The following is a 23,606-nucleotide window of genomic DNA, read 5'->3' on the forward strand; positions in this document are numbered from 1 at the left end:
ACTTTTTCCACTCTCGCTCGCTCGAAAGCAAGCTGAAATCACTTTTTCCCCAGCGTGTTGCGATGGTGTTTAATTGATGCCTTGTCTTTATTAACGAGCTAACAGCCGTATGGGAATTGGAGTTTGACTTTTTCTTTTGCCATTGCATCAGCGCATAGAGGTAAGACTGAATATCGTGGCGATACTTCTCACCAATATGCCCAAAAGAGATTGTTTTTCTGATCTGGTTCAGGGCGTGGAAATCCCACTCTGCATCAAAGACACGAGAAACACCTTTCCCGTCAGAGTCAAACGTCAAATACGGGTTTTCAACAAGTTCTTGGCGAAGCTGTATAAGCTTTTCAGACATAAAATTACCCCTTAAAGAATTGGCTTGCGCTAGCTCGATCTTGATAAAGCGGGTGGTACTCACCGTCATCCACTTTCTGTTTTGCTTGAGCGTAGTTTTTAGGTGCTTTCTGTTTCAGCCTGAGAAGGACTTTTTTCAACATCCCCTCCACCACAAAATACTCATCCTTCGGTGCGGAATTACTTGCCACCATTTCTTTGAGGTCTTCGATTTGTTCTAAAAATGACAGCATCAACCAGATATCATTTTCTGACGCCACCAATTTATGGCTGTCACAATCAAAGCAAGCAAGAAAATCCGTGCAACGCCCCGTATCTTTCGAAAAATAGATGCCCAACTGCTTCATGCGCCTTGCTTCCGCAATAAGCTTCTCTGGTGTTGCCCCTGCGCATTTGATGCCACTGGGCGTTGTCATTAATGGCTGCTCTTTGCTTTCACGGCTGCGCAAATTCTTATAATCATAATCTGACAAAATATCACTATGCATCGCCTTTGCACCCTCGATGGCTTTGCCAATCTCCTCCCCCTTGGCAATAGCGTATTGTGCACCCATCGTGGCATTAAGGTTGTTATCATGGTCTGCCTGAACACCACTAGAGTAGCGTTGGGCGACAACATTTATGTCATTATTCAGCCCCTGTGACACAAGGAAGATATCCTCAGTGACTCGCATCAGTACATAAGATTTTGTCGCCCTGAATCGGCTTGTAGTAACCGTTAAGCCAGTTATCTTCTCAATCTGAGCATTGATGAGGCCAATATTTGAACCATGGTTATTGAAAGTCCAAACCTCACCATTGATATTAAAGAAAGGGCAAAGCGGTAGCTCATTTGACAGCGGGATACCCAGTGATTGGTACATCACTTTAGACGTTTTAAGCCATCGAGTAACTAGCACCTTGGTTCGCTGGCTAAAGCCAGCGCTATTATCCAAACTCTTATAGCCTGCCCTGAACTTCTCACCGTCAAAAACAAACCGCCCACTGCCAATACTCTTAAATGAAACGTCCTTGTGACACACATTAGCGAGCACCGATGTATTCATGCCTGTCAGCATTGAGAACACGAAAAACCAATTGCGTGATGCCTGATTATAAAATACCTGCCGATGAAGTTGCTCAAGTGGAAGCGGGCTGTCCTTTATTGTCCCAGCTTGATGTTTCATGCACTGCTTGAAGCCCCTTTTCTTGTCAGCAATTTGCCTTAATGTCCAGCCATTACGCTTTGCTTGTTCATCAAACCGCTCTTCATCAAAGAACGGATGAATATCTAGCAACTCATTGTTCTCAACCGCTTCCTGAAAGGCCACAGCGCCTTTAACCAATATTTTGGATAACGGCTTCAGCTCTGTTTCCACATGAAACGCTTTATTTGCAGCCAAAGGGCGTGCTGCAACTTCTGGCAGCGTCTTGAGGTCAGATTCTCGATTCCACAGCCTTAATAGGACAGATAAGCTGAGTTGAATTTGGTGAGCTTTTGATACCTGCACACCTTTTTCGCATAATTTATTGAAGTGCTTTAAGCAATCAATCATGACGGCATTAGTAAAAGGGTCACCTTGATAATGAATGCCGTCAAGATATTGGAAGTAGATTACAAGCCCAGAAAAATAATTCTGCTTTGACCTGTTTTCAGGTAAGGGGTTTAGCCTTTGGTGAACGTCCCTGACGATATCATCCCGGTTTGCCAATACGCCATTACCCGATTTTATTTGCTTTACTGTCGGCACGTTACGGTAGCGTAGGCGGTGAGTGTAGGCTTTCTTTCCATTGCCAGAATCTAATACCATATCTTCAAAACGAAGTGGAATAATAGGTGCGCTGCTCTTCTCTATCGTAATTTTGGTACGCTTACGCCCTTGCATCATACTGCCGCCTCCAAGTCATCAAAAGCGCCAATATAGTCCAGTACGTCCTCGTAGATTTCATCGGCAGAGGGCATATCCTGTGCAATTTTCAGGTACTCCATCGTCGTCGCCCTATCTTCATGGCCTAGCAACACTGACACCCTATCCAATGCATCATCGGGTGTGATTGACGGGTTGCCATGCTCATCCTTTTTATTTAAAAGGTGGCGGAATACATTCACGGCAAATGTTGAACGCAGATTATGTATAGAGCCGACAATAGGCTGGTCAAGACCTTGGGTTAGGTTTGCTGTGTTACGTATTTCCACCCAGCGCCCAGTAAAGTCTTGTAACCGCTTAAACATCGGTTTCCCGGACTGGGTAATAAACAGGTATTCCAGTTCAGGGTTGATTGCATCATCACCCTCAAAGAAATGCGTATTACCTGCCTCAGCCTGCTCCTTGCACCATGCTTTGAATTTCTCAAGGCGCTTTTGATACCTATCAGACTGCAAGTAATCGTAAAGCATCTTCATCAATGTGACGGGGATAATGGTTTCGCGGCTTTTATTGTTTTCTGCGAAGCCCTCAGCCGTCTTTGTGAGTGACTGATACTTATCACCGACACCCAAGTCCATAACAGGCTTTTTAAACACCTCTTTGCCATCCTGAATCATGGTCTCAGGATTAACTATCTGCCCTAAATGAAGGCTCGCTGCTTCCTCACGGCGTAACCCTGTATTGCGGCAAATCATTGGGTGTAGGCAAAACTCAATAGGCAGTGAATGCAGTTTATTATTGTCACCATGACGAACTACCCTACGGGACTTCATTAATATGTTTTGCAGGATGTTCCATTCATTATTAGTAAACGGCTTTAGATCACGGCGCAAGTTGCTGAGGTTTGTGCCGCCACTGCGTGATGACTTAGAAAACTTAATCCGCATATCCGTCGTATGTACCTGCTTACGTTGGTAAGCTTTCATACTGGATGCAGATGCTGCGAAATGGATATTCACTGTCTCAAACTGGAAGGGAGGGTTATTAAAGCGGATACCTTGGCGAAGACAGTGTTTGTAGAAACCAACAACACTACTGATATATTGCCTAGCCGTTGTTTTAGCCAATACGCCATTAATAGCGAGCTGCTTTATTCCATCTCGATATTGGTATGTTACCCGTTCTTGTTTGTTGCGAGGAAAGATACTCCATTCTGGACGGGGGTCATCATAGAGAGGGTCAAAGTCCCCTTCATCGTATTCAGCATCCCACTCTGCCTGTTTGTCCAGTATGAAGCTGAAGTAATGGGCAAGCCCCTGTGCATCTGTACCAAGCTCAAGCACGCCATCATCGATTACTTTCGACAATAAGAACTCATTGACCATGTCTAATGGCTGGTAGCTGATTAGGTTGTCTTTGTCGTCATACCCAGCGATATAGAGTAAGGGAAGTTTCTTGATTAGGAACATATTACCATTGGCACGGTAGGTAACCTGAGGTTCGCCATTCTCATCAATGGATACCAATGGTTTCTCGTAAACGAAGTTAGGGATAGATGAAATCTCTACCTCTTTTCGTATGACCTTTTTCTGATTTTCATCGTTATCTGACATACTAAACCTCATGCTGTACATACAATCAGTATATACAGCATTCTCAACTTTGAAAGTTAATTATGAGGCTTTAGTCTATCAGGTAAGTTTTGAATATGGTCTTCCCAGTCGATCACATCAATTTCATACACTACTTTATTACGCACACTTTCACCTGCGGCGTGCATGGCAGATTTTGATCCGGTGATCAATGGATGCCATTCTGGAAGTGGTTTATCTTCAGCTAATAAGCGGTATGAGCACGTTTCTGGTAGCCAGTTAAACTCATCAATTTTATCGCGCGTTAATTTCAGGCACTCTTCACCAGATTCAAAACGATTAGGATAATCTTTACACCCGCAGGTCTTACTATTTAACCAACTACAAGCCACATTGGTGTAATACACTTCATCGCTGTCTTCATCCATCAACTTATGCAAGCAACATTTACCACAACCATCGCACAGAGATTCCCACTCTTGTTCGGTCATTTGTTGTAAAGTTTTACTTTGCCAGAATGGAACTGTCATGATAATTGCCTGCAAGCTAATGATTCAGGTATTTAACCTGATTCGAGGTATTTTTAAAAAATAGAGAGGCTGCGTTTTATACGCTCATTTGTGGTAAACATCAAGTTAGGCTAGGTTAACTTGGCCTCTTTTGCTATTATCTGCGCCCAATTTTATTGATTCAGGTATAAGAAATGGACTGTCGCTTAGGTTGTGGAGCCTGTTGTATCGCCCCTAGCATATCATCCTCTATTCCCGGAATGCCTAATGGTAAACCGGCGGGTGTACGCTGTGTTCAATTAAATGACGATAACTTATGCCAACTATTTGGTAAGCCTGAACGCCCTGCCGTTTGTCATCAATTTAAAGCGGATAAAGAAATTTGTGGTAATGATTCTATGCAAGCAATACAAATCATTACCGAATTAGAACTTATGACATAATATTAACGTAACGGTCACTACAACTTCAATCTGCCTAATAGCGAATGCGATAATGTGGTTCCATCAACCAATTCAAGTTCTCCGCCCATAGGAACACCATGTGCAATTCGACTCGCACTTACTTCATGAGCCTTGCAAAGCTGGGCTATATAATGGGCAGTCGCTTCACCTTCTACCGTTGGGTTTGTGGCTAAGATCACCTCAATAATATCACCTTGAGCAAGCCGATAATCCAGTAAATCTAATCCAATATCGCTTGGCCCAATCCCATCAAGTGGTGACAAGTGCCCCATTAAAACGAAATATCGTCCGGAAAACTGCCCTGTTGCTTCAATAGCAGCAATATCAGCTGGCGTTTCGACTACGCACATTTGACCATTTACTTGGCGCTTAGGGTTAGTGCATATATGACAAGTATCTTGCTCTGTGAAGGTTCGGCACTGTGAACAATGACCAATTTCTGTCATCGCTTGCGATAAAGCTTCAGCCAGTTGCAAACCACCTTTACGGTTACGTTGCAATAAGTGAAAAGCCATACGTTGAGCAGATTTTGGGCCGACTCCCGGTAAGCAGCGAAGAGCTTCCATTAATTGTTCCAGCATACTACTTGTGCGCATTGGCTCTCTCTACATATCAGCTAGGGTTGAGATAATCTAAATGAAAAAAGCAAAGCGATAGTAGCTTTGCTTTTTTATAACAAAATGAAGCTATAACTTAAAATAAATCTATAGCTTAAAATGGCATTTTCATACCAGGTGGCAATTGCATTCCACCGGTTACGCCAGCCATTTTTTCTTTTTGTGTTTCTTCAATACGACGGGCTGCATCATTAAAAGCGGCTGCAATCAGATCTTCAAGCATATCCTTGTCATCTTCCATCAAGCTTGGATCGATCTCAACACGACGAACGCTGTGACTACCTGTAATGGTTACTTTTACAAGCCCTGCGCCAGATTCACCAACGATTTCCATATTGGCAATTTCTTCTTGAAGCTTTTGCATGCGATCTTGCATTTGCTGAGCTTGCTTCATCATATTGCCCATTCCACCTTTACCAAACATAGTCATCTCTCGTTTATAATGTTGAATATAGAAATATAGTTGGGTCAAAAAGAACGTATTTCAACCCAATAGAATAAGTTTCTTGCTCGTGCTAAGTCAACCGCTTACCCATCACACAGGCCGAACACTACTTGCCTCCAACTGTGCATTAAAGCGTTTTTGTAAAAACTGTACATTAGGATCGTCTTGCAAACTGGTAAAAGCCTGCTGCAATTTATCTTGATACAAACTTTCTCTTAATTCTAACGGTGTAACACCTTTTTCATCGATAATAACCTTGAGTTCACAGGCTTGCTGGAAATGCTGTGAGAGAGCATCCATCAATTCTTCTTGAGCTCGCTCGGTATTTAAGTGAGCTTGTTCAGATCGTAAATATAAAGTGATTTGATTATCTTGTTTGACGAAAACAGAATTTAATGCAAGTTGCTCAACCATTTTAGCTGTCGTCAGCTGTTGAATAACCGCCGTCCATGCATCTTTTTTGACTGATTCATCAAGTAATTTCTGAACCATCTCTGGCGTTTTTTCATGCTCTAAAGCTTGTTTAATCAGGGTAGGTGTTAGCTCTGTGTTATCCGTATTATTGGTAACGTGTATTTGCGTTGATTTCCATTGATATGGCTCATTATTATCAACTGATACTGGCTCACCCGCACCGGACATTGGCGTTCCATTTGAAGAGATTGGCGACCCCTGCACCGCTTGAACCGCTGCCGCAGTATGTTTACTGGCAATACGTTCAAGGACGGAAGATGATGTTACATTCGCAGGCGACGCATTAGTCTTTTTTATACCAGATGAACCTGTATCCTTAGGGGATTGACTCTCCCGCTTGCTACGTAATTGATGACGCAATCCTGTTAATGAGGCTGGCTTATTTTCAGTTTCTGGTGATGATGGTGCTGCATTAACTGGCCGTTCCGATGGCACGGTTTTAGTAGATGGTTGCCCAGTTCGAACTTGCTCTGGTGAAACGTGTGCAGGTATTGATTGCTCAGGCACTGCGTGATTTAGTGCTGGCGGCGCTTTATAATGATGCTCTTGAGGCGAAGTTGATGCCTGAGGAGCAAACTTCTGAGTCGACGGCTGAGCAGTGCTTGTTGTCGGCACTCTAGTCGCTGCAGGCTCTGACATTGATTTACTTTCCATCACCGGCAAAGTCATACTCTGAGACTGAGGCAAAGTAATCGGGTTTCCGCTCACAGCTGGTGCTGGTCGAAATGCCAACATGCGTAATACCAACATTTCAGCGGCCATTTTTTCTGTAGGCGCTAATGGTAGATCACCACGTCCTTTTAATGCCATCTGGTAATATAGTTGCACATCTTGCGGGCTCAACGATTGGCTTAACAACTCCACTCGCTCTGCATCCGGCTGTTCTTTATTTAAAGTCGCAGGCAACGCTTGATACATAGCAATACGATGCAATTGAGCGCTTAATTCTTTAAGTAATCCGTCCCACGCAATACCATTAACGGCAAGCTGCTCTAAACAATCCATTGCAACTTGGGGTTGTTTACTGCTAATTGCTTCCAGTAAATAAATCGCTTGCTCCGTATCAAGAGTGCCTAGCATATTGGCAACCGTTTGACTGTCAATATGCCCATTACCTAACGCGATCGCTTGATCGGACAAACTTAACGCATCACGCATACTGCCATCAGCTGCGTGAGAGATTAAACTCAGTGCTCGAGGTTCTGATGTGATCTTTTCTTCACCAAGCACATAATCGAGTTGTTGATGAATTTGATCTGAGTTAATCGGTTTTAGATGGAACTGTAGGCAACGCGATAAAATCGTAACGGGTAACTTTTGAGGATCCGTCGTTGCCAATAAGAACTTCACATATTCTGGCGGCTCTTCTAACGTTTTCAGTAAAGCATTAAAACTATGACGAGAGAGCATGTGAACTTCATCAATCAAGTACACTTTGAAACGACCACGAGCCGGTTTGTATTGAACGTTATCCAACAGCTCACGTGTGTCTTCGACTTTAGTACGAGAGGCCGCATCGATTTCAAGTAAATCAACATGTCGGCCTTGGTCAATTTCCACACAGCAAGTACATACACCACAAGGATTATCGGTGATACCAGTTTCGCAATTAAGCCCTTTAGCAAATAAGCGACCAATAGAAGTCTTTCCCACTCCTCTTGTGCCACTAAACAAGTAAGCATGGTGGAGTCGATTTTGCTTTAAGGCATTTTCTAATGCGGTAATCACATGATCTTGGCCTATCACATGCTCAAATTTTGCAGGACGCCATTTCCGTGCTAATGCTAAATAACTCATTAATATTTCCGGTTGATTATGCTTGATGATGTAGATTCATTGATGCTTAACATTCAACGTGATGGGTACGATCAATGTCCAGCAAATTGACAAATACTATAAACTTGTAAGCCTAAAGATTTAAGTTTAGCTTCACCACCAATTTCAGGAAGATTAATCACAAAAGCCGCATGCTCTACTTCACCACCTAATTGACGGATCAGTTTTACGATTGCTTCAATTGTACCGCCAGTGGCGAGCAAATCATCCACAACTAACACTTTATCCCCAGCATTAATGGCATCAGTATGAATTTCTAGCACATCAGTGCCATATTCTAATTCATATGATTGAGAAACGGTTTTGCGAGGAAGCTTACCCGGCTTACGCACAGGAACAAAACCTAAGCCCAATTCCAAGGCAAGAGGCGCGCCAAATAAAAACCCACGAGCTTCTGTACCGACTATTTTAGTAAACCCCATTGACTGATACTTTTCGACTAACAATTGAATGGTCGCTTTATAAGCCTTTGGGTCTTCCATCAGGCTAGTCACATCCCGAAAGAGAATCCCTTTTTTAGGGTAGTCTGGAATAGTTTTAATGCTATTTTGGATTAATGCCAAAGTATCGGTATCGGTAGTCATATTAAAATTCTTATTGGTTAAAAACTTGATGGCAGATTTTATCATCTCACCTACAGACAGTAATCATTTATTAAGAACTTTCTTTCGCTTTTATTTCCTCTGCTTTTATTGCATCAGTTTTTATTACTTCAGATAATGGATCGTGAACTGGTAATCGGGAGAAACAGAAAAATAAAAAGCAGAAACCTAAGACTAAGCCCGCTTTCATCCACCAATACGGCATCATAATAAAAGAAAAGCAAAAGCTGATGGCTAATAAAATATAACCACGTTTTTTTACTTGAGGAGCGACCGCACCATATTGATTCCAATTATTAATGATCGGGCCAAGGTGCTGGTGGTTATGAATCCACGCGTGAAATGTCTTATTACTTCGCATGAAACAAGCACTAGCAAGTAATAAAAAAGGCGTGGTAGGTAGTAAAGGCAGAAAAATGCCTAAAATACCCAGTAGCAGAGCTAAGCCACCAACCATGTTAAACAAAATTTTACGAATTATAGTAAATATCCTTTTGGGTGTTGATTGGCTTAGACTTACCAATCTCTTACGAGTTGTACATCTGTATCCAAGCCAGTGTCGCAGGTAAAGTTGGTAAAAGCAAAGTGACGATTATACCAAGCACATAAAAGATATTGAATGGTTCTTTGAAGTCTGTTTCAGACATAGTGGTTTCTCCTATAAAAAGATCCACACTATATGAAAATATCCATTAGACAAAAACAGAACAAAAGTATGGTTATTTCAGTTTTGTGCTTAAGCGCATGTTAAATTTTTAATCGTCAATTTAAAACTACGAAACCCTAGCTCACTTAAAACCAAATCTCCTCCTTTCTTCATTGACAGATCACTGGTAACAAAATTTTTCACACACCCTTTACCTAACTCAATTCCACTCTCAATCGCTTGATTGCCCCCTTCTGCCATCCAATTACTTTTCAATCCAGCAGGTAAAATTGATAAATTCCCATCAACCATATCCGCAATACCAAATAAAGCATTTATCGGACCAGCACAATCCGTACAACTGATCCCCTTTTCTAACTGCTCTGCGAGATCTTTTAGATCGGAATGACTGTGTTTTCGGCTCCGAATAAAATCATTGAATAAAGCACGCACTAACAATGCCGTCCCTACTCCGTTATCGTCACCGGAAGAAGAATCTACCAAGTAAAAGGCAAATCGCCCTTCCATTAACCAAGAATAATCGAATACTAGCGGCATAGCTTCTGAAGGTTGTAAGATATGATAACTACACAGCCAATGTCCTTGCCGTGTATCACGTTGCGGTTGCAATGCATGTAGCAAATCACGAGCAGTCACTTCATGTTCTTTAAGGTGATTTAAATGCCAGTATAATTCTCTCTCTTCAGGCATCTCACCAGACTCATCAATATTGAACCATTGACTCGAGAAATCACGAGAGAAAGACGAATTTAATTTAGACTCTTCCAAACTAGTATAAATGGCAGAAGAAAAATGCTGTAAGTGCGTGATGGGTTTAGTTAAAAAGTCTTTGATACCAAAACGTAAAACTCTCGCAACATCACTCATGTCTTCAGTAGCAGAAACCACAATAATAGGTAACATAGGAAACTGCCAACTCACCTCCTCAACCAATTCAATCCCACTCATAATCGGCATATTGATGTCACAGACAATTAAATCAGGAACATGATCTCGCAATAATTTAAGTGCCTCTAACCCATTTTTAGCTTCTAACACTTCATAATGTTGTGATACTAAAAATGCAGAGATCATACGCCTAAAAATAGGATCATCATCTACTAACATAATCGACGGCATCTGGCTGTTTAGAACCAAATCCACCTTTTGCATTTCAACCGCACATTTATGCATATTAGGAGACCCCCTTGATGACTGACTACTTCTACAGATTCAGCCTACTCACTTAAGCAAAACACTATTGATATATTTGATCTTAATATAATAATTTTGCTCTATCTTTTTGATTACTGAGAGTGACATTACTGAATTTAACGAGCCATTTTTTTAAGTTAAAATAACTAGTACTGATAACTAAACTATACATTAGCCCTATATAAAGTAGTAATTAATCTCAATATCTTCAACTGAAAATTCTGAACTTGAGTGGCAGATTATATTTTATCCGCTTGCAATAAATTGATATTAAACAACTCAAAAATGCAATCTTCAGTTACACTAATACCAACGTGGTATTCTATAAGTGTCCAATAATATGAAACTTGATGATTTAAATTTATTCCGCCTAGTCGTTGATAATGGCAGCTATACCGCAACATCACGCAAAACAACTATTCCTGTCGCCACCATCACACGACGTATACAAGCTTTAGAAGAAGGACTGAACTTACGCCTTCTTAACCGCAATGCTCGCAAGCTATCGCTCACAGAGGCTGGGCAGCGTTTTTATGATGAATGCTCTCCCTTACTTAAAAGTTTAGCTCAAACTACGGAGAATATTTCAGATGAATGTCGCGGGGCATCGGGTAACCTAAGAATTTCGGCACCAATGAATACCGCGAAACGGATGATAATGCCTATGCTCAATGAATTTATGGCGCAATATCCAGATATTCGAATTGAATTATCAATGACTAACCATGCGGATCAACTCGATCCAACGGAATGGGATGTCATTTTCCGTGTAGGCCCACAGCGTGATTCAAGTTTAATTGCCCGAAAGATTAATCAGGTGAAAGATGTTTTAGTTGCAAGTCCTAAATATTTAGCGGATTGCGGTGAATTAAATCATGCTGAAGATCTACGACATCACGCCTTATTAAAAGGTCTGCCTTTAGTCAAATGGCAACTGAGCAACTCTCGTGGTGAATCAGTAACCATTAATGAAAAAGGCCGCTTAGAAGCCAGTGAATTGAATGTTGTTCGCAAAGCGTGTTCGTTCGGGCTTGGGATCAGTTTAATGCCAGATGTGATGATAGAAGCTTATTTGCATGAAGGCCGCTTAGTGCGAGTACTTGATGATTGGAGCGCAAATGCTCGTGACATATACATGCTATACAATCATAAAAACCACCAACCTGAAAAAGTGCGTTTACTGATCGATTTTATCGCTCGCCACGAAGTACTTTAATCCTAGAATTCAACATTGAGTCTATATTGTTATTTATTAGGCTCATTTTATTACATAAAAAAACCAGAATCCGCAGACTCTGGTTTTCATTGTTTTATCTTAACGCCAATTTAGATTACGCACCTTCGTTATGCATCTCTAGATTGGCCAAATCAACTTGTTCACGGTCTAATTTAGCATCATCATTACGTATGGTATCAATTAGATCGAGGTAAGCTTGATCAATATCTCCTGTCACATATTGTCCGCTAAATACCGATGTCTCAAATGTAGTTATTGATGGATTTCCCATTCCGACAGCAGTGATCAAATCATCAAGATCCTGAAACATAAGTGCATCTGCACCAATCATTTTGCTGATTTCTTCCGGGTCTCGGCCATGAGCAATCAATTCGTTAGCACTCGGCATATCAATCCCGTAAACGTTAGGGAATCGAACCTCTGGCGCTGCAGAAACCATATAGACTTTTTTAGCACCAGAATCACGTGCCATTTCGATAATTTGCTCAGACGTTGTACCACGTACAATTGAATCATCGACCAGCAATACATTCTTCCCCTTAAACTCAGAACGAATAGCATTGAGTTTACGGCGAACGGATTTTTTACGCTGTTGTTGCCCAGGCATAATAAAAGTACGCCCAACATAGCGATTTTTAACAAAGCCTTGGCGGTAAGGCTTATCAATCAATTGCGCAATTTCTAGCGCAATATCACAAGAGGTTTCAGGAATAGGAATAACTACATCAATCTCTAAATCGTCCCATTCACGTTTAATTTTTTCGCCCAGCTTTTTACCCATTTCAAGGCGAGCACTGTAAACCGATATTTTATCAATAAATGAATCCGGACGTGCAAAATATACAAATTCAAAAATACATGGGTTTAATTTTGGGTTTTCAGAGCATTGCTCAGTATAAAGCTCACCATCAAAAGTGGCGTAAATAGCTTCCCCAGGTGCGATATCGCGAACAAAATCAAAACCAACAGCATCCAAAGCAACAGATTCTGACGCAACCATATATTCAGTACGCTCCGCGACAATACGCTTGCCTAAGCACAATGGACGAATACCGTTAGGATCACGAAACGCGACCATTCCATGCCCAATAATCATGGCTGAAACCGCATAAGCACCTTTCACGATTTTGTGTACTTTTTTGATAGCGGTAAAAACATCAACCGGAGTCAATGGATAGCTTTCAGATAGATCGATTTCTTGAGCTAAAATATTCAATAACACTTCCGAATCAGACGTGGTATTGACGTGACGGCGACCTTGTTCAAATAACCACTCACGAATTTCATTCGCGTTGGTTAAATTACCATTGTGAGCAAGAGTAATACCATAAGGTGAATTCACATAAAATGGTTGGGCTTCTGAAGCGCTAGAACTACCAGCTGTTGGATAACGAACATGCCCCACACCAACAGTTCCCTGTAAGCGTTGCATATGTTTTGCTTCGAACACATCTTTAACGAGTCCGTTGGCTTTGCGCAGACGAAAACGATTGCTATCTATGGTAATAATACCTGCAGCATCTTGGCCGCGATGCTGCAATACCGTTAAAGCATCATAAATCGATTGATTGACAGGCGTTACACCTACGATTCCAACAATACCACACATGTCTTAACCCTCGGTTGGCAAACAACTGGCACCCCTATAAAGGAGGCGCGCCAGATAAAAAGCTTGAAGTTTGTTTTATATGATCGAAAAACGGCTCAATAATCACTTTAAATTGTGGGACCAATTGCGAGTTTCTCCACCAATCTGAACTTGGGAATGCGGTAAATGCATCCATGAAAAACAACACAACGGCAACGATCAAAACACCGCGTAATGCACCAAATACCACACCAAGAACGCGATCGGTACCTGATAAACCAGTCTTCCTAACTAACTGACCAATCACATAGTTAACCACGGCACCTACAACTAATGTTGAAATAAATAAAGCTGCTAATGCCGCTCCATTTCGAACCATCTCATTGTCAATATTGCTAAAATACTCTGCTAATTTAAGATAATAGTGAGTAGCAATAAAAAATGCACCACACCAAATAACCAGAGATAACGCTTCTTTGACAAAACCGCGAACTAAACTGATCAAAGCTGAGAAGCCGATCACCCCTAAAATAATAAAATCTATCCAGATCATAAAATCTACATCTTAAGTTGGCGCGTATTTTAACAGAAAAACACGCGACGCAAACGTTTTCTTATGGATTAAGTGGCTTAAATGTCTGCAACTGACCTTTTAAGCCTGTAATTTTTTGTAACTCGGCAACTTGTTTCTCTAATTTATCCTTTGAAACATCAGGACCAACGATCACACGAAAAATCCCGCCATCAGGCTTAAGATGTGCTTGGTAACCTCTCTTTTTCAAATCAGCAACCAGGTTTTTAGCATTATCTTGATTACGCACTGCAACTAGTTGAATAATCCATGCACTATCATTATATTTATTAACCTCTCTGACTGGCTTAGCTTGCACTTCAACTTGATCTGCTTTTGCTACGACTTGTTTTGGTGATTTTTTTTCTGGTACCGGCTTTGTTGCTATAGTTTTCTCGGAAGCATCGGGTTTAGTTTTTGATGTTATCGTTGTCGTCACAGGCTCATCAGGTAAAGCTACATCTAACTCTACAGGTGCCTTTATCTGATCAAAACTCTCGCCATCTTGTGATACCTCATCCGCCGGCTTGATAGGAATTGCAGCAAACTCTTCTTTGTAATGCTTCTTTTGACCATCAAATACATCAGGCAGAACGATCACACCAATTGCAACCAAAATTACCGTACCAATTAAACGGCTTTGAAACTTACTCGCCATTTAGACTCCTTGTTATGTTTTGTTGCCAATAATCCAATACTTCGCCTACAGTATGGAAAGAGCCAACCACAAGCAATACATCTTCCGTATTGACTTGATCTTGAGCATATTGGAAAGCTTCTATCGGAGTGGTAAATTTCTTCACTCCATTTGGTAATGATAAACAAAGTTCATCAGCGCTCGCGGCTCTTGGCCCATTTAATGAAGCTGGATACCAGAAATCCACCACTGGTGATAATTCTTTTAATGTCGACTTAATATCTTTATCGTGCAACATCGCAACAACAGCGTGAATAGTACGATTTGGGTATTGCCGTTCAAGCTGTTGTACCAAGTATTGAGCGGAATGAGGATTATGGGCAACATCTAACAAAATAGTAGGGTCATGACTTAATATTTGCATACGCCCTTCTAACTTAGCATTAGACAGTCCGGCCACAATATCAATATCACTAATTTGAAGACCTGAAATACTTAATGCCATTAATGCGGTAGCAGCATTAGCAAGCGGTAAACCAGGAACAGGTAAATCATTTAGGCTAAATGCACCACAATGCCAATGCCAATATAAGCTATCTTTATCATCAAGATGGTAACTAAATTGATAACCAACTTGATATAACTTAGCACCAATATCATCAGCGTGAGCAGCAACGGTTGCTGGTGCTTGTGGTTGACCGCAAATAGCAGGTTTACCATGACGGAAAATACCTGCTTTTTCATAGCCAATGACATTGATATCATTCCCTAACCAATCAACATGGTCGATGGCTAAACTGGTGATAATAGAGACATCATGTTCAACAACATTGGTGGCATCTAAGCGTCCGCCAAGGCCAACCTCTAAAAGAACCACATCCACTTGTTGTTGTTGAAAAATTCTTAAAGCGGCTAAGGTACCAAACTCAAAAAAACTCAAACTGGTTTCAGCACGTGCCTTTTCAATAAAATCAAAAGCTTGAGTATGAAGCGAATCGACAACATTTTGACCATTAATACGAACTCGCTCGTTGTATTCAATCAAATGGGGAGAGCTGTAAACGCCCACTTTATAACCAGCCTCTAATAAAATAGCTTCCATTAAAGCACAAGTGGAACCTTTACCATTGGTACCTGCAACCGTAATAACCGTTGGTGCAGGCTTAGTTAATTTCGCAGACTGAGCAACTTTAGCAACACGCTCAAGACCGAGATCTATCGCGCTAGAATGGATATTTTCTAAATAGCAAAGCCACATCGACATAGGTGATGTGGCTTTAGGAGAAGGGTGTTTATTCATGAAATACCTGAACTCATGAGAAGTCTTCATTCAATGATTGCCGAATGGTGTCACACCATTCAGCAATCCCATTAAATAGCATTACTTTTTATCAGCAACAGGAACTTCATATTCTGGGCCAGAATCAACTGATACCACTAATGGTGATTGATAGTTAGTTAGCTTAGCAACCAAACCACCAATGCGTTGACGCATCTCACGACGGTCAACAATCATATCAATTGCGCCATGCTCAAGTAAAAACTCACTGGTTTGAAAGTCTTCAGGGAGGTTTTCACGAACAGTTTGCTCAATAACTCGACGACCTGCAAAGCCAATAATCGCTTTAGGTTCACCAATATTAATATCACCCAGCATTGCAAAACTTGCTGTTACGCCACCAAAAGTTGGATCCGTCATTACAGAAATAAACGGTAATCCTTTCTGAGACAAACGCTCTAGCGCCGCACTGGTTTTTGACATTTGCATTAAAGACATCAAGGCTTCTTGCATACGAGCACCGCCACTAGCAGCAAAGCATACAAAACCACAATTATTAGCAATGGCTTCATCGACGGCGCGAACGAATCGAGCGCCAACGACGGACCCCATTGAGCCGCCCATGAATGCAAATTCAGATGCACAAGCAACGATTGGCATGCCAAGAACTTCGCCTTTCATAGCAATTAATGCATCGGTTTCGCCACTTGATTTCTGAGCTGCTGTAATACGGTCTTTATAACGCTTAGAATCTTTAAACTTCAGTTTATCTTTAGGCTCTAATTCTTGACCTATCTCAACTTGAGTACCTGCGTCTAAAAAATGTTCCAAACGACGGCGACCAGACATTCTCATGTGGTGGTCACATTTTGGACATACTTCTAGGTTACGCTCTAATTCTGCTTGATACAGTACTTGCTCACAAGATGTACATTTGGTCCAGATTCCTTCAGGAATAGACGCTTTACGTGAAGTAACAAGATTTGTTGTTGTAAAAATTTTTTCAAGCCAACTCATGGGAAGACCTTTTAGCTAGATCTATCGCTGTATTGCGAAAGATGGGAATTTGATAAAAATGCGGAGGAGATTAAAACACATAATACCCGCAGTGTAGATAAAAAACTGGTTGTACCTATTTTCAATCGGTCATAATTTAATCTTTTAAATTTAGCACGTCTTAGTGTAATGACAATGTAACCAAAAACCAACCTTACATTATCAATCTAAAGGTAAAAATAACGGCCCCAAAGACATTATAGGTAATTCAAATCTATCAGGGTAATCGACATCAACTAAGTATAACCCCCCAGCTTTGGCCGTTGCTCCAGCTAAAGCTCGATTTTTTTGGATCAACAGCCATTCAATCCAATTAGGATCTTGCTCGCCGGTTCCTACTTTAATCAAACTACCGACAATATTACGCACCATATGATGAAGAAAAGCATTAGCTTTAACATCAACGACAATATATTGACCTAAACGCGTAATTTTTAGATGTTTAATCTCTCGACATGGAGTCGCAGCTTGACAATGTGCGGCCCGAAAAGAGGTGAAATCATGTTCGCCAATTAAATAATTTCCTGCTTGCTGCATCCTTTCTGTATCAAGTGTTTGATGATAATGGCTGACACCCGATGCCATGATTGCAGGTCGAAATTGACTATTACAGATAATATATCGGTAACGTCTGGCCGTGGCGCTGAACCTTGCATGAAATTCTTCAGGAACCACTTTAGCCCAACGGATACTGACAAAACTAGGCAAATTAACATTCCCACCCATTATCCATGCCACTAATTTACGCTCAGCGGTAGTATCAAAATGGACAACTTGTCCCGTTCCATGAACGCCAGTATCTGTACGGCCAGCACATTGGACTGCTACTGGATGATTCGCAATAATGGTTAACGCTTTCTCAAGATACTCTTGTACGCTAGGGACATCTTTTTGTCTTTGCCAACCACACGATTGGCTACCATCATATTCAATACCTAAAGCAATTCGCATCTTGATTTAAACTCTTTTTAAAACCGAAAAACAGGGCGCAAAGTATATAGGTAAATAGAGCAAAGAAAAAGGTGGCTCGTGGCCACCTTCCTTATAACAATTCCATAATGACTTATGATCATTGATATACGTAATTTTAAGCACCTATAATGTAGGCAGAAATTATGGTTTTATACGTGAAAAAAGCTTTTCAGCCTCTGCTTTTAAAGCGGCATCTTCACTTTTCATTACCGCTTTTAATAGTTTTTTCGCTGTAGGAAAGTCATCCATCTCAATAAAAGCTTTCGCTAAGTCTAGCTTACTATTCATTTCACTATCTTCGTCAACATCAAACATAGTCACATTGCCGAGCACGTCAGAAAATTCATCTAAACCAACATCAAGATCCGGTTCATCATCAATACCGCTCAATTCTGTCGGCTTATTGTTACGAACGTCAGAAGCCTCTATTTTACTCTCTTTAGGTTCTAACCTTAGCTCATCAACCGTTACAGACGTTGACTCGGTTAGATTATCGTCTAATTGAGTATTATCTATTAGTAATGTTTCATCTAAGGAATAAATACCCGGTTCTGGTGATTCTTGAATGATGTTCGTATCAAACTCTTGAGGCTCACGTTCAGCATCTTCACAAGCTTCTTTTTCTTGATAAATAGGTAATTCAGAATCATCAAATATAATTCGTGTTTCTGTTTCTGTTTCTGTTTCTGTTTCTGTTTCTGTTTCTGTTTCTGTTTCTGTTTCTGTTTCTGTTTCTGTTTCTGTTTCTGTTTCTGTTTCTGGGGTAATCACATCAGTGTCTTGCTTAGAGTCAAGCACAACATAACTCGTTGCAATAAGTTCCTCTGATTTTAATAATCGAGGCTTCGTTGTTTCGCGAGATTGACGGTTGAATATCAATCGTAGCAACAGCACGATAAAAAGAAGGGGTAAAATGACAGCAACCCATAGGCTTGGATATTTATTTAACAGCACACGTAAAGTCGGTATCAGTCCTAAACTTTCAGCATCTTTCGCCTGAGCTTCATGTCTAACACGTTCTTCATCCGTTAATTGGGTTTGTAGTTGGTCAAGCTGAGATTGTAGATGCCCTAGTTCAGCATTTAAACGCTGGCTTAATAATTCAAGTTGAGATTGCGTAAACTTTTGATCTTCCTCAGCAAGTTGATCATCACCTTGATTGGCGCCAGTGATCTGTGCTTCCGTGGCGGAAGATTGCTCGGTAGCATTCAGGGTTTCATCTTGGCTGTTCTTAGGTAAATAGTCTTCTGCTTTTACTGGCACCGGAGGAATAATATTAGGATCCACTTTTGATGGTATTGGGCGTTCAGCATCCTGAGCCATCCGTTCTTTTGCTTGGGTCACAGATTCAGCTGTAACCTGAGCACTATTTGGCATCAATAAAGTACTTCCAGAAATTAACCCATGAATATTGTGATCTTCAAACGCTTTAGAGTTAAGCTTATATATTGCCAGTACCATTTTATAAATATTAACCGATTTATCCATTCGATAATCTTTAGCAATCGACCACAACGTTTCCTTTTTAGTTGTCGGACCATAAATATCAATATCACTTTGTTGCAGTGAAGACTCTGCACTGTGTATATCCTGTACGCTGGCAAGATCCTCTACACCATTCGCATAAGTAATTGGTACTTGAATGAAAAAAAGCAAAGCCAAAGAGGTGACAAGATGCTTAAAGGTTCGATGCATAATAAACTCAGTTAATTTGTCCATTTAAAGAATACCCACTCAATATATAGGAATAATCTTAAGAGTGGGTAATGATCATGACAAAAAACGCAATGAAACAAAGGTTTTGTGCAAATATGTCCAAAATGTCGCTGTGAATAAATATATTAGACAATAAAAAACCTCGCGCAAATGGCGAGGTTTCATTATTGATAAATGTCTTATAAATAATCGCGTATTAAGACTTCAGCAATTTGTACTGCATTGGTGGCTGCACCTTTACGCACATTATCCGCAACAACCCACATATTAATACCGCTATGATGGCTAATATCATTACGAACTCGGCCAATCATCACTTCATCTTTGCCACCGCCATCGCGGACTTGAGTTGGATAATCAATACCACGGAATAGCGTAATACCATCGGTATTCTCAAACAATTCCATCGCTTGTTCTGCATCAATGGGAGTTTGAGTCTCAACATGTAACGATTCTGCATAGCCGTAAAATACAGGAACACGAACACAGGTTGGATTAACTTGAATCGATGCATCATTAAAAATTTTCTGTGTTTCCCACACCATTTTCATTTCTTCGGCGGTGTAGCCATTTTCGGTGACCATATCGATTTGTGGAATACAGTTGAATGCAATCTGTTGAGCAAAGGCATCGGTTTCAACAGGTAAGCCATTTAACAGTTTTGCTGTTTGCCCTGCTAGCTCATCAATCCCTTTTTTACCAGCGCCAGAAACTGATTGGTATGTTGATACATTTATACGCTCAATCCCCACTGCATCTTGAATCGGCTTTAACGCGACAACCATTTGGATAGTTAAGCAGTCTGGGCTGGAGATAATATTACGATTACGAAACTCTGCAATCGCCTGTGGATTCACATCTGGCACCACAAGGGGAATATCATAGTCATATCGATATTTAGAAGAGCTATCGATAATAATCACGCCCTCATCCGTCGCTATCGGTGCCCATTGTTCAGACAATGCAGCATCAACAGCGAATAACGCAATATGAACTTGTGACCAATCAAAGTCTTCGACACTGTTGACATGGATTGTTTTGCCATTAAAACGGTAACTCTTACCTTCACTCTCTTCACTTGCGAGTAAAAATAGATTGCCGATTGGAAACTCACGCTCTTTCAGTACCTCAAACATGGCTTCGCCCACTGCGCCAGTCGCACCCAAAATAGCAATATTAAATTCTTGACTCATGTAAAACCTCAATTTGAATGGCTGACTTAATGCAACCTGAATTCCAGCCGATGATATAAAAATTATTCGGCTTGAATTTGAAAACCTAAAGATGCCAATGGCGTCAGATTGATTGTCTGTTGTGGGGAGGAAATTAAGGTCATCGCACTATATTCACGGCGATCCCAATATTGTTTACGCAATCGATCAAATGTTTCCGCTTGCGCCTTCCCATCCAATTGTGACATTTCTCGACGGAATACCGCATCATCATGGCGCACATCATAAATCAACTGAGTCAAATTGTGCAGTAATGCTTGTGTTTTCTCACGATCTTCACTCCAACCGCTTGATAACTGAACTTGTGAGATCGGAGCCACAGGTAATAATTCACTGGCCTCTGCTCTATTTTCTAAATTAAGGTATGCACAATAAGCATTAAAAATCATCGTTGTCCCTCGTGCTTTGCCCTCTAAACCATAGCCGGCAATATGGGGCGTTGCAAAAGCCAGTAAAGGAAGTAATTCAAGATCGACCTGAGGTTCAAATTCAAATACATCTAAAATGGCAGTAAAGCCATCTTGTTGCTGTAATCTTATTTTCAATGCCTGATTATCCACAACTGGCCCACGAGCAGCATTGATCAAAATTTGATTAGGACGAAACTTAATAAGACGCTCAGCGCTAATTAAGTGATGTGTTGGATAATCGCCATTTTTCGTGATGGGCGTATGCAAGCACACCACATCTGATTGTTCTAATAATACATCTAAATCAACAAATTGACGTCTATCACCTTGTTGCTGTTTCGGCGGATCGTTAAGTAATACTTTTAAGCCAAGTGCAGCCATGCATTGAGCCAAATAGGATCCTACCTGCCCCGCACCGATAATACCTATTGTTTTATCAAAAATAGAAAAACCTTGCTGTTGCGCCAGAACCATCAAAACACTGCATACATATTCCGCAACACCAACCTTGTTACAACCAGGAGCAGCGGTAAAGAAAATCCCCTTACGTTCAAGCAACGCTTGGTCAACATGGTCATGCCCAGCTGTGGCCGTTCCGACAAATTTCAATTTATTGGCTTTTGTCAGTAAAGCAGCATTCACTTTCGTTACCGAGCGGATCATTAATGCGTCTACATCCACCAAATCATCTGCCGTTAATGTCCGGCCCGGTAACATTTTAACTTCACCAATCTGGTTAAATAAGGCTTCAACGTAAGGCATGTTTTCATCGATGACGATTTTCATTACGGATTCTCAAGATGGATTATTCAAAAATAGGATAGTTATCATACAAAAAATCCTCAACTTAATTAATAAGCCGAGGATTTATTTTATTCATATGGCCATTTGGCTCAGAATATTATGCTTCGTATTTTTTAATCACAAGCGTGGCGTTAGTACCACCAAAACCAAAGCTGTTAGACATAACTGTTTTTAACTCTTGTTCACGAGTCTCAGTTACGATGTCTAGACCTTCAGCAGCTGGATCTAACGTTTCAATGTTAATGCTTGGTGCAATGAAGTTATGTTGAAGCATTAATGTTGAATAAATCGCTTCATGCACACCTGCCGCACCAAGTGCGTGGCCGGTCATTGCTTTGGTTGCAGAGATTGCAGGGCATTTACCGCCGCTATTTTTACCAAATACTTCTTGAATTGCACCTAGCTCTTTTACATCGCCCACAGGAGTTGATGTGCCGTGAGTATTGACATAATCGACAGAATCAACGCCTTGCATCGCCATCTTCATACAACGAACCGCGCCTTCACCAGAAGGGGCAACCATGTCATATCCATCAGATGTCGCGCCGTAACCTACGATTTCGCCATAGATTTTTGCGCCACGAGCCAGTGCGTGCTCAAGTTCTTCAACCACAACCATACCGCCACCGCCAGAGATAACAAAACCATCGCGGTTTGCATCATAAGTACGAGAAGCTTTCGTTGGTTCTTCATTATATTTTGTGGATAACGCACCCATTGCATCAAACATCATCGCTGAAGACCAGTGAAGCTCTTCACCACCACCAGCAAACACAATATCTTGTTTACCCAGTTGGATAAGCTCTAATGCATGACCAATACAGTGTGCAGATGTCGCACAAGCAGAACTCATGGTGTAGTTTACGCCACGAATTTTAAATGGTGTTGCAAGACATGCTGAAACCGTTGAAGCCATAGTACGTGGAACCATATATGGCCCTACACGTTTTACACCTTTCTCACGAATAGTATCAACCGAGATCACTTGGTTTTGTGATGAGATACCACCAGAACCAGCCACTAAGCCAGTACGGTCATTAGAAACTTGATCATCGGTTAATTGAGAATCTTCAACTGCTTGCTGCATAGCAAGATAAGCGTAAGAAGCGGTATCGCCCATGAAACGCATGTGTTTACGATCAATATGCTCACTTGGCGTAATTTTCAAATCACCCCAAACTTGAGAACGAAGACCAGCTTCTTTAAATTGCTCAGAGGCTGTAATGCCCGATTTGCCTGTTTTTAAAGACGCTAATACTTCTTCTACGTTATTACCAATACTAGAGACAATCCCTAGACCAGTGATGACGGCTCGTTTCATGTGACATTCCTATAATTCAAAAATCGTGTAATGATAACTGACTTGCTATTGCTAAGTGGTCAGCTTTCCTAAATGTTACCCTTTTGCATTGCGTTTTATCAGTAAAATTTACAATGCGGGACTTTGTTAATAAATATAAGGTTCTGCAATGGGTATATAATAGCCCTAAATCGACCCAAAATGACAGG

Annotated in this window: 21 protein-coding genes and 1 pseudogene; 2 read left to right on the forward strand and 20 right to left on the reverse strand. The window is 41.0% G+C overall.

Annotated features, from left to right (window positions below; genetic code table 11):
* From FH976_RS09915 to FH976_RS09930, 4 genes and pseudogenes are all read right to left on the reverse strand, one after another.
* Window positions 1–349 (reverse strand): annotated as a pseudogene (locus tag FH976_RS09915) (hypothetical protein); the annotation flags it as partial.
* A gap of 4 nt (window positions 350–353) precedes the next feature.
* A complete protein-coding gene (locus tag FH976_RS09920) occupies window positions 354–2,216 on the reverse strand; it encodes a hypothetical protein (RefSeq protein ID WP_194090699.1) in 1,863 nt (620 codons plus the stop codon).
* Window positions 2,213–3,808 carry a site-specific integrase gene (locus FH976_RS09925; RefSeq protein ID WP_194090700.1) on the reverse strand — a complete coding sequence of 532 codons (1,596 nt, stop codon included), beginning with the start codon at window positions 3,806–3,808 and terminating at the stop codon, window positions 2,213–2,215. Before FH976_RS09925 ends, FH976_RS09920 begins: the two co-directional genes overlap by 4 nt.
* Window positions 3,809–3,864: 56 nt before the next feature.
* Window positions 3,865–4,317 (reverse strand): YcgN family cysteine cluster protein, encoded by a 453-nt coding sequence (locus tag FH976_RS09930; protein ID WP_194090701.1) that lies wholly within the window; start codon window positions 4,315–4,317, stop codon window positions 3,865–3,867.
* Between the two features lie 173 nt (window positions 4,318–4,490).
* On the opposite strand from FH976_RS09930, the gene FH976_RS09935 reads away from it, so the two are divergent.
* A complete protein-coding gene (locus tag FH976_RS09935) occupies window positions 4,491–4,739 on the forward strand; it encodes a YkgJ family cysteine cluster protein (RefSeq protein ID WP_194090702.1) in 249 nt (82 codons plus the stop codon).
* Between the two features lie 17 nt (window positions 4,740–4,756).
* On the opposite strand, the gene recR is transcribed toward FH976_RS09935, so the two are convergent.
* The 6 genes from recR to FH976_RS09965 form a co-directional block, all read right to left on the reverse strand.
* Window positions 4,757–5,356 carry a recombination mediator RecR gene (recR, locus tag FH976_RS09940; protein WP_194090703.1) on the reverse strand — a complete coding sequence of 200 codons (600 nt, stop codon included), beginning with the start codon at window positions 5,354–5,356 and terminating at the stop codon, window positions 4,757–4,759.
* Between the two features lie 115 nt (window positions 5,357–5,471).
* Window positions 5,472–5,801, reverse strand: a complete 330-nt coding sequence (locus tag FH976_RS09945) for a YbaB/EbfC family nucleoid-associated protein (RefSeq protein WP_194090704.1) — start codon at window positions 5,799–5,801, stop codon at window positions 5,472–5,474.
* A 111-nt stretch (window positions 5,802–5,912) separates the two neighbouring features.
* On the reverse strand, window positions 5,913–8,093 hold the full coding sequence (dnaX, locus tag FH976_RS09950; RefSeq protein ID WP_194090705.1) for a DNA polymerase III subunit gamma/tau: 2,181 nt from the start codon (window positions 8,091–8,093) through the stop codon (window positions 5,913–5,915).
* Between the two features lie 71 nt (window positions 8,094–8,164).
* Window positions 8,165–8,716, reverse strand: a complete 552-nt coding sequence (gene apt, locus FH976_RS09955) for an adenine phosphoribosyltransferase (RefSeq protein WP_194090706.1) — start codon at window positions 8,714–8,716, stop codon at window positions 8,165–8,167.
* Between the two features lie 70 nt (window positions 8,717–8,786).
* The gene (locus FH976_RS09960) at window positions 8,787–9,224 is read right to left on the reverse strand and encodes a DUF454 family protein (protein ID WP_407701641.1); all 438 of its coding nucleotides are present in this window, start codon (window positions 9,222–9,224) and stop codon (window positions 8,787–8,789) included.
* Between the two features lie 246 nt (window positions 9,225–9,470).
* Entirely contained in the window at window positions 9,471–10,553 is a 1,083-nt protein-coding gene (locus FH976_RS09965; protein ID WP_324187425.1) for a response regulator, read from the reverse strand.
* Between the two features lie 382 nt (window positions 10,554–10,935).
* Between FH976_RS09965 and FH976_RS09970 the strand changes: the two genes are divergently transcribed.
* Complete coding sequence (locus FH976_RS09970; protein ID WP_194090707.1) at window positions 10,936–11,811, forward strand: LysR family transcriptional regulator; 876 nt, start codon at window positions 10,936–10,938, stop codon at window positions 11,809–11,811.
* A gap of 115 nt (window positions 11,812–11,926) precedes the next feature.
* Here FH976_RS09970 and purF read toward each other — a convergent pair whose 3' ends face one another.
* The 10 genes from purF to fabB all read right to left on the reverse strand — a co-directional run bounded on the left by purF (window position 11,927) and on the right by fabB (window position 23,418).
* Window positions 11,927–13,441: an amidophosphoribosyltransferase gene (gene purF / locus FH976_RS09975; protein WP_194090708.1), complete on the reverse strand. Its 1,515-nt coding sequence runs from the start codon at window positions 13,439–13,441 to the stop codon at window positions 11,927–11,929.
* A 34-nt stretch (window positions 13,442–13,475) separates the two neighbouring features.
* Complete coding sequence (locus FH976_RS09980; RefSeq protein ID WP_194090709.1) at window positions 13,476–13,973, reverse strand: CvpA family protein; 498 nt, start codon at window positions 13,971–13,973, stop codon at window positions 13,476–13,478.
* A 61-nt stretch (window positions 13,974–14,034) separates the two neighbouring features.
* Window positions 14,035–14,649, reverse strand: coding sequence for an SPOR domain-containing protein (locus FH976_RS09985; RefSeq protein WP_194090710.1), 615 nt, complete (start codon window positions 14,647–14,649; stop codon window positions 14,035–14,037).
* Window positions 14,639–15,928, reverse strand: coding sequence for a bifunctional tetrahydrofolate synthase/dihydrofolate synthase (folC, locus tag FH976_RS09990; RefSeq protein ID WP_194090711.1), 1,290 nt, complete (start codon window positions 15,926–15,928; stop codon window positions 14,639–14,641). Before folC ends, FH976_RS09985 begins: the two co-directional genes overlap by 11 nt.
* Before the next feature lie 81 nt (window positions 15,929–16,009).
* Window positions 16,010–16,924, reverse strand: coding sequence for an acetyl-CoA carboxylase, carboxyltransferase subunit beta (gene accD, locus FH976_RS09995; RefSeq protein WP_194090712.1), 915 nt, complete (start codon window positions 16,922–16,924; stop codon window positions 16,010–16,012).
* A 201-nt stretch (window positions 16,925–17,125) separates the two neighbouring features.
* Complete coding sequence (gene truA, locus FH976_RS10000; protein WP_194090713.1) at window positions 17,126–17,914, reverse strand: tRNA pseudouridine(38-40) synthase TruA; 789 nt, start codon at window positions 17,912–17,914, stop codon at window positions 17,126–17,128.
* 162 nt (window positions 17,915–18,076) lie between these two features.
* Window positions 18,077–19,654 carry a FimV/HubP family polar landmark protein gene (locus tag FH976_RS10005; protein ID WP_194090714.1) on the reverse strand — a complete coding sequence of 526 codons (1,578 nt, stop codon included), beginning with the start codon at window positions 19,652–19,654 and terminating at the stop codon, window positions 18,077–18,079.
* 176 nt (window positions 19,655–19,830) lie between these two features.
* Entirely contained in the window at window positions 19,831–20,844 is a 1,014-nt protein-coding gene (locus FH976_RS10010; protein WP_194090715.1) for an aspartate-semialdehyde dehydrogenase, read from the reverse strand.
* A gap of 62 nt (window positions 20,845–20,906) precedes the next feature.
* Window positions 20,907–22,079, reverse strand: a complete 1,173-nt coding sequence (locus FH976_RS10015) for a 4-phosphoerythronate dehydrogenase (protein WP_194090716.1) — start codon at window positions 22,077–22,079, stop codon at window positions 20,907–20,909.
* A gap of 115 nt (window positions 22,080–22,194) precedes the next feature.
* Window positions 22,195–23,418, reverse strand: a complete 1,224-nt coding sequence (fabB, locus tag FH976_RS10020) for a beta-ketoacyl-ACP synthase I (protein WP_194090717.1) — start codon at window positions 23,416–23,418, stop codon at window positions 22,195–22,197.
* Window positions 23,419–23,606 lie beyond the last annotated feature (188 nt).

Source organism: Vibrio hibernica (assembly GCF_015223435.1).
GTDB classification, from domain to species: Bacteria; Pseudomonadota; Gammaproteobacteria; order Enterobacterales; family Vibrionaceae; genus Vibrio; species Vibrio hibernica.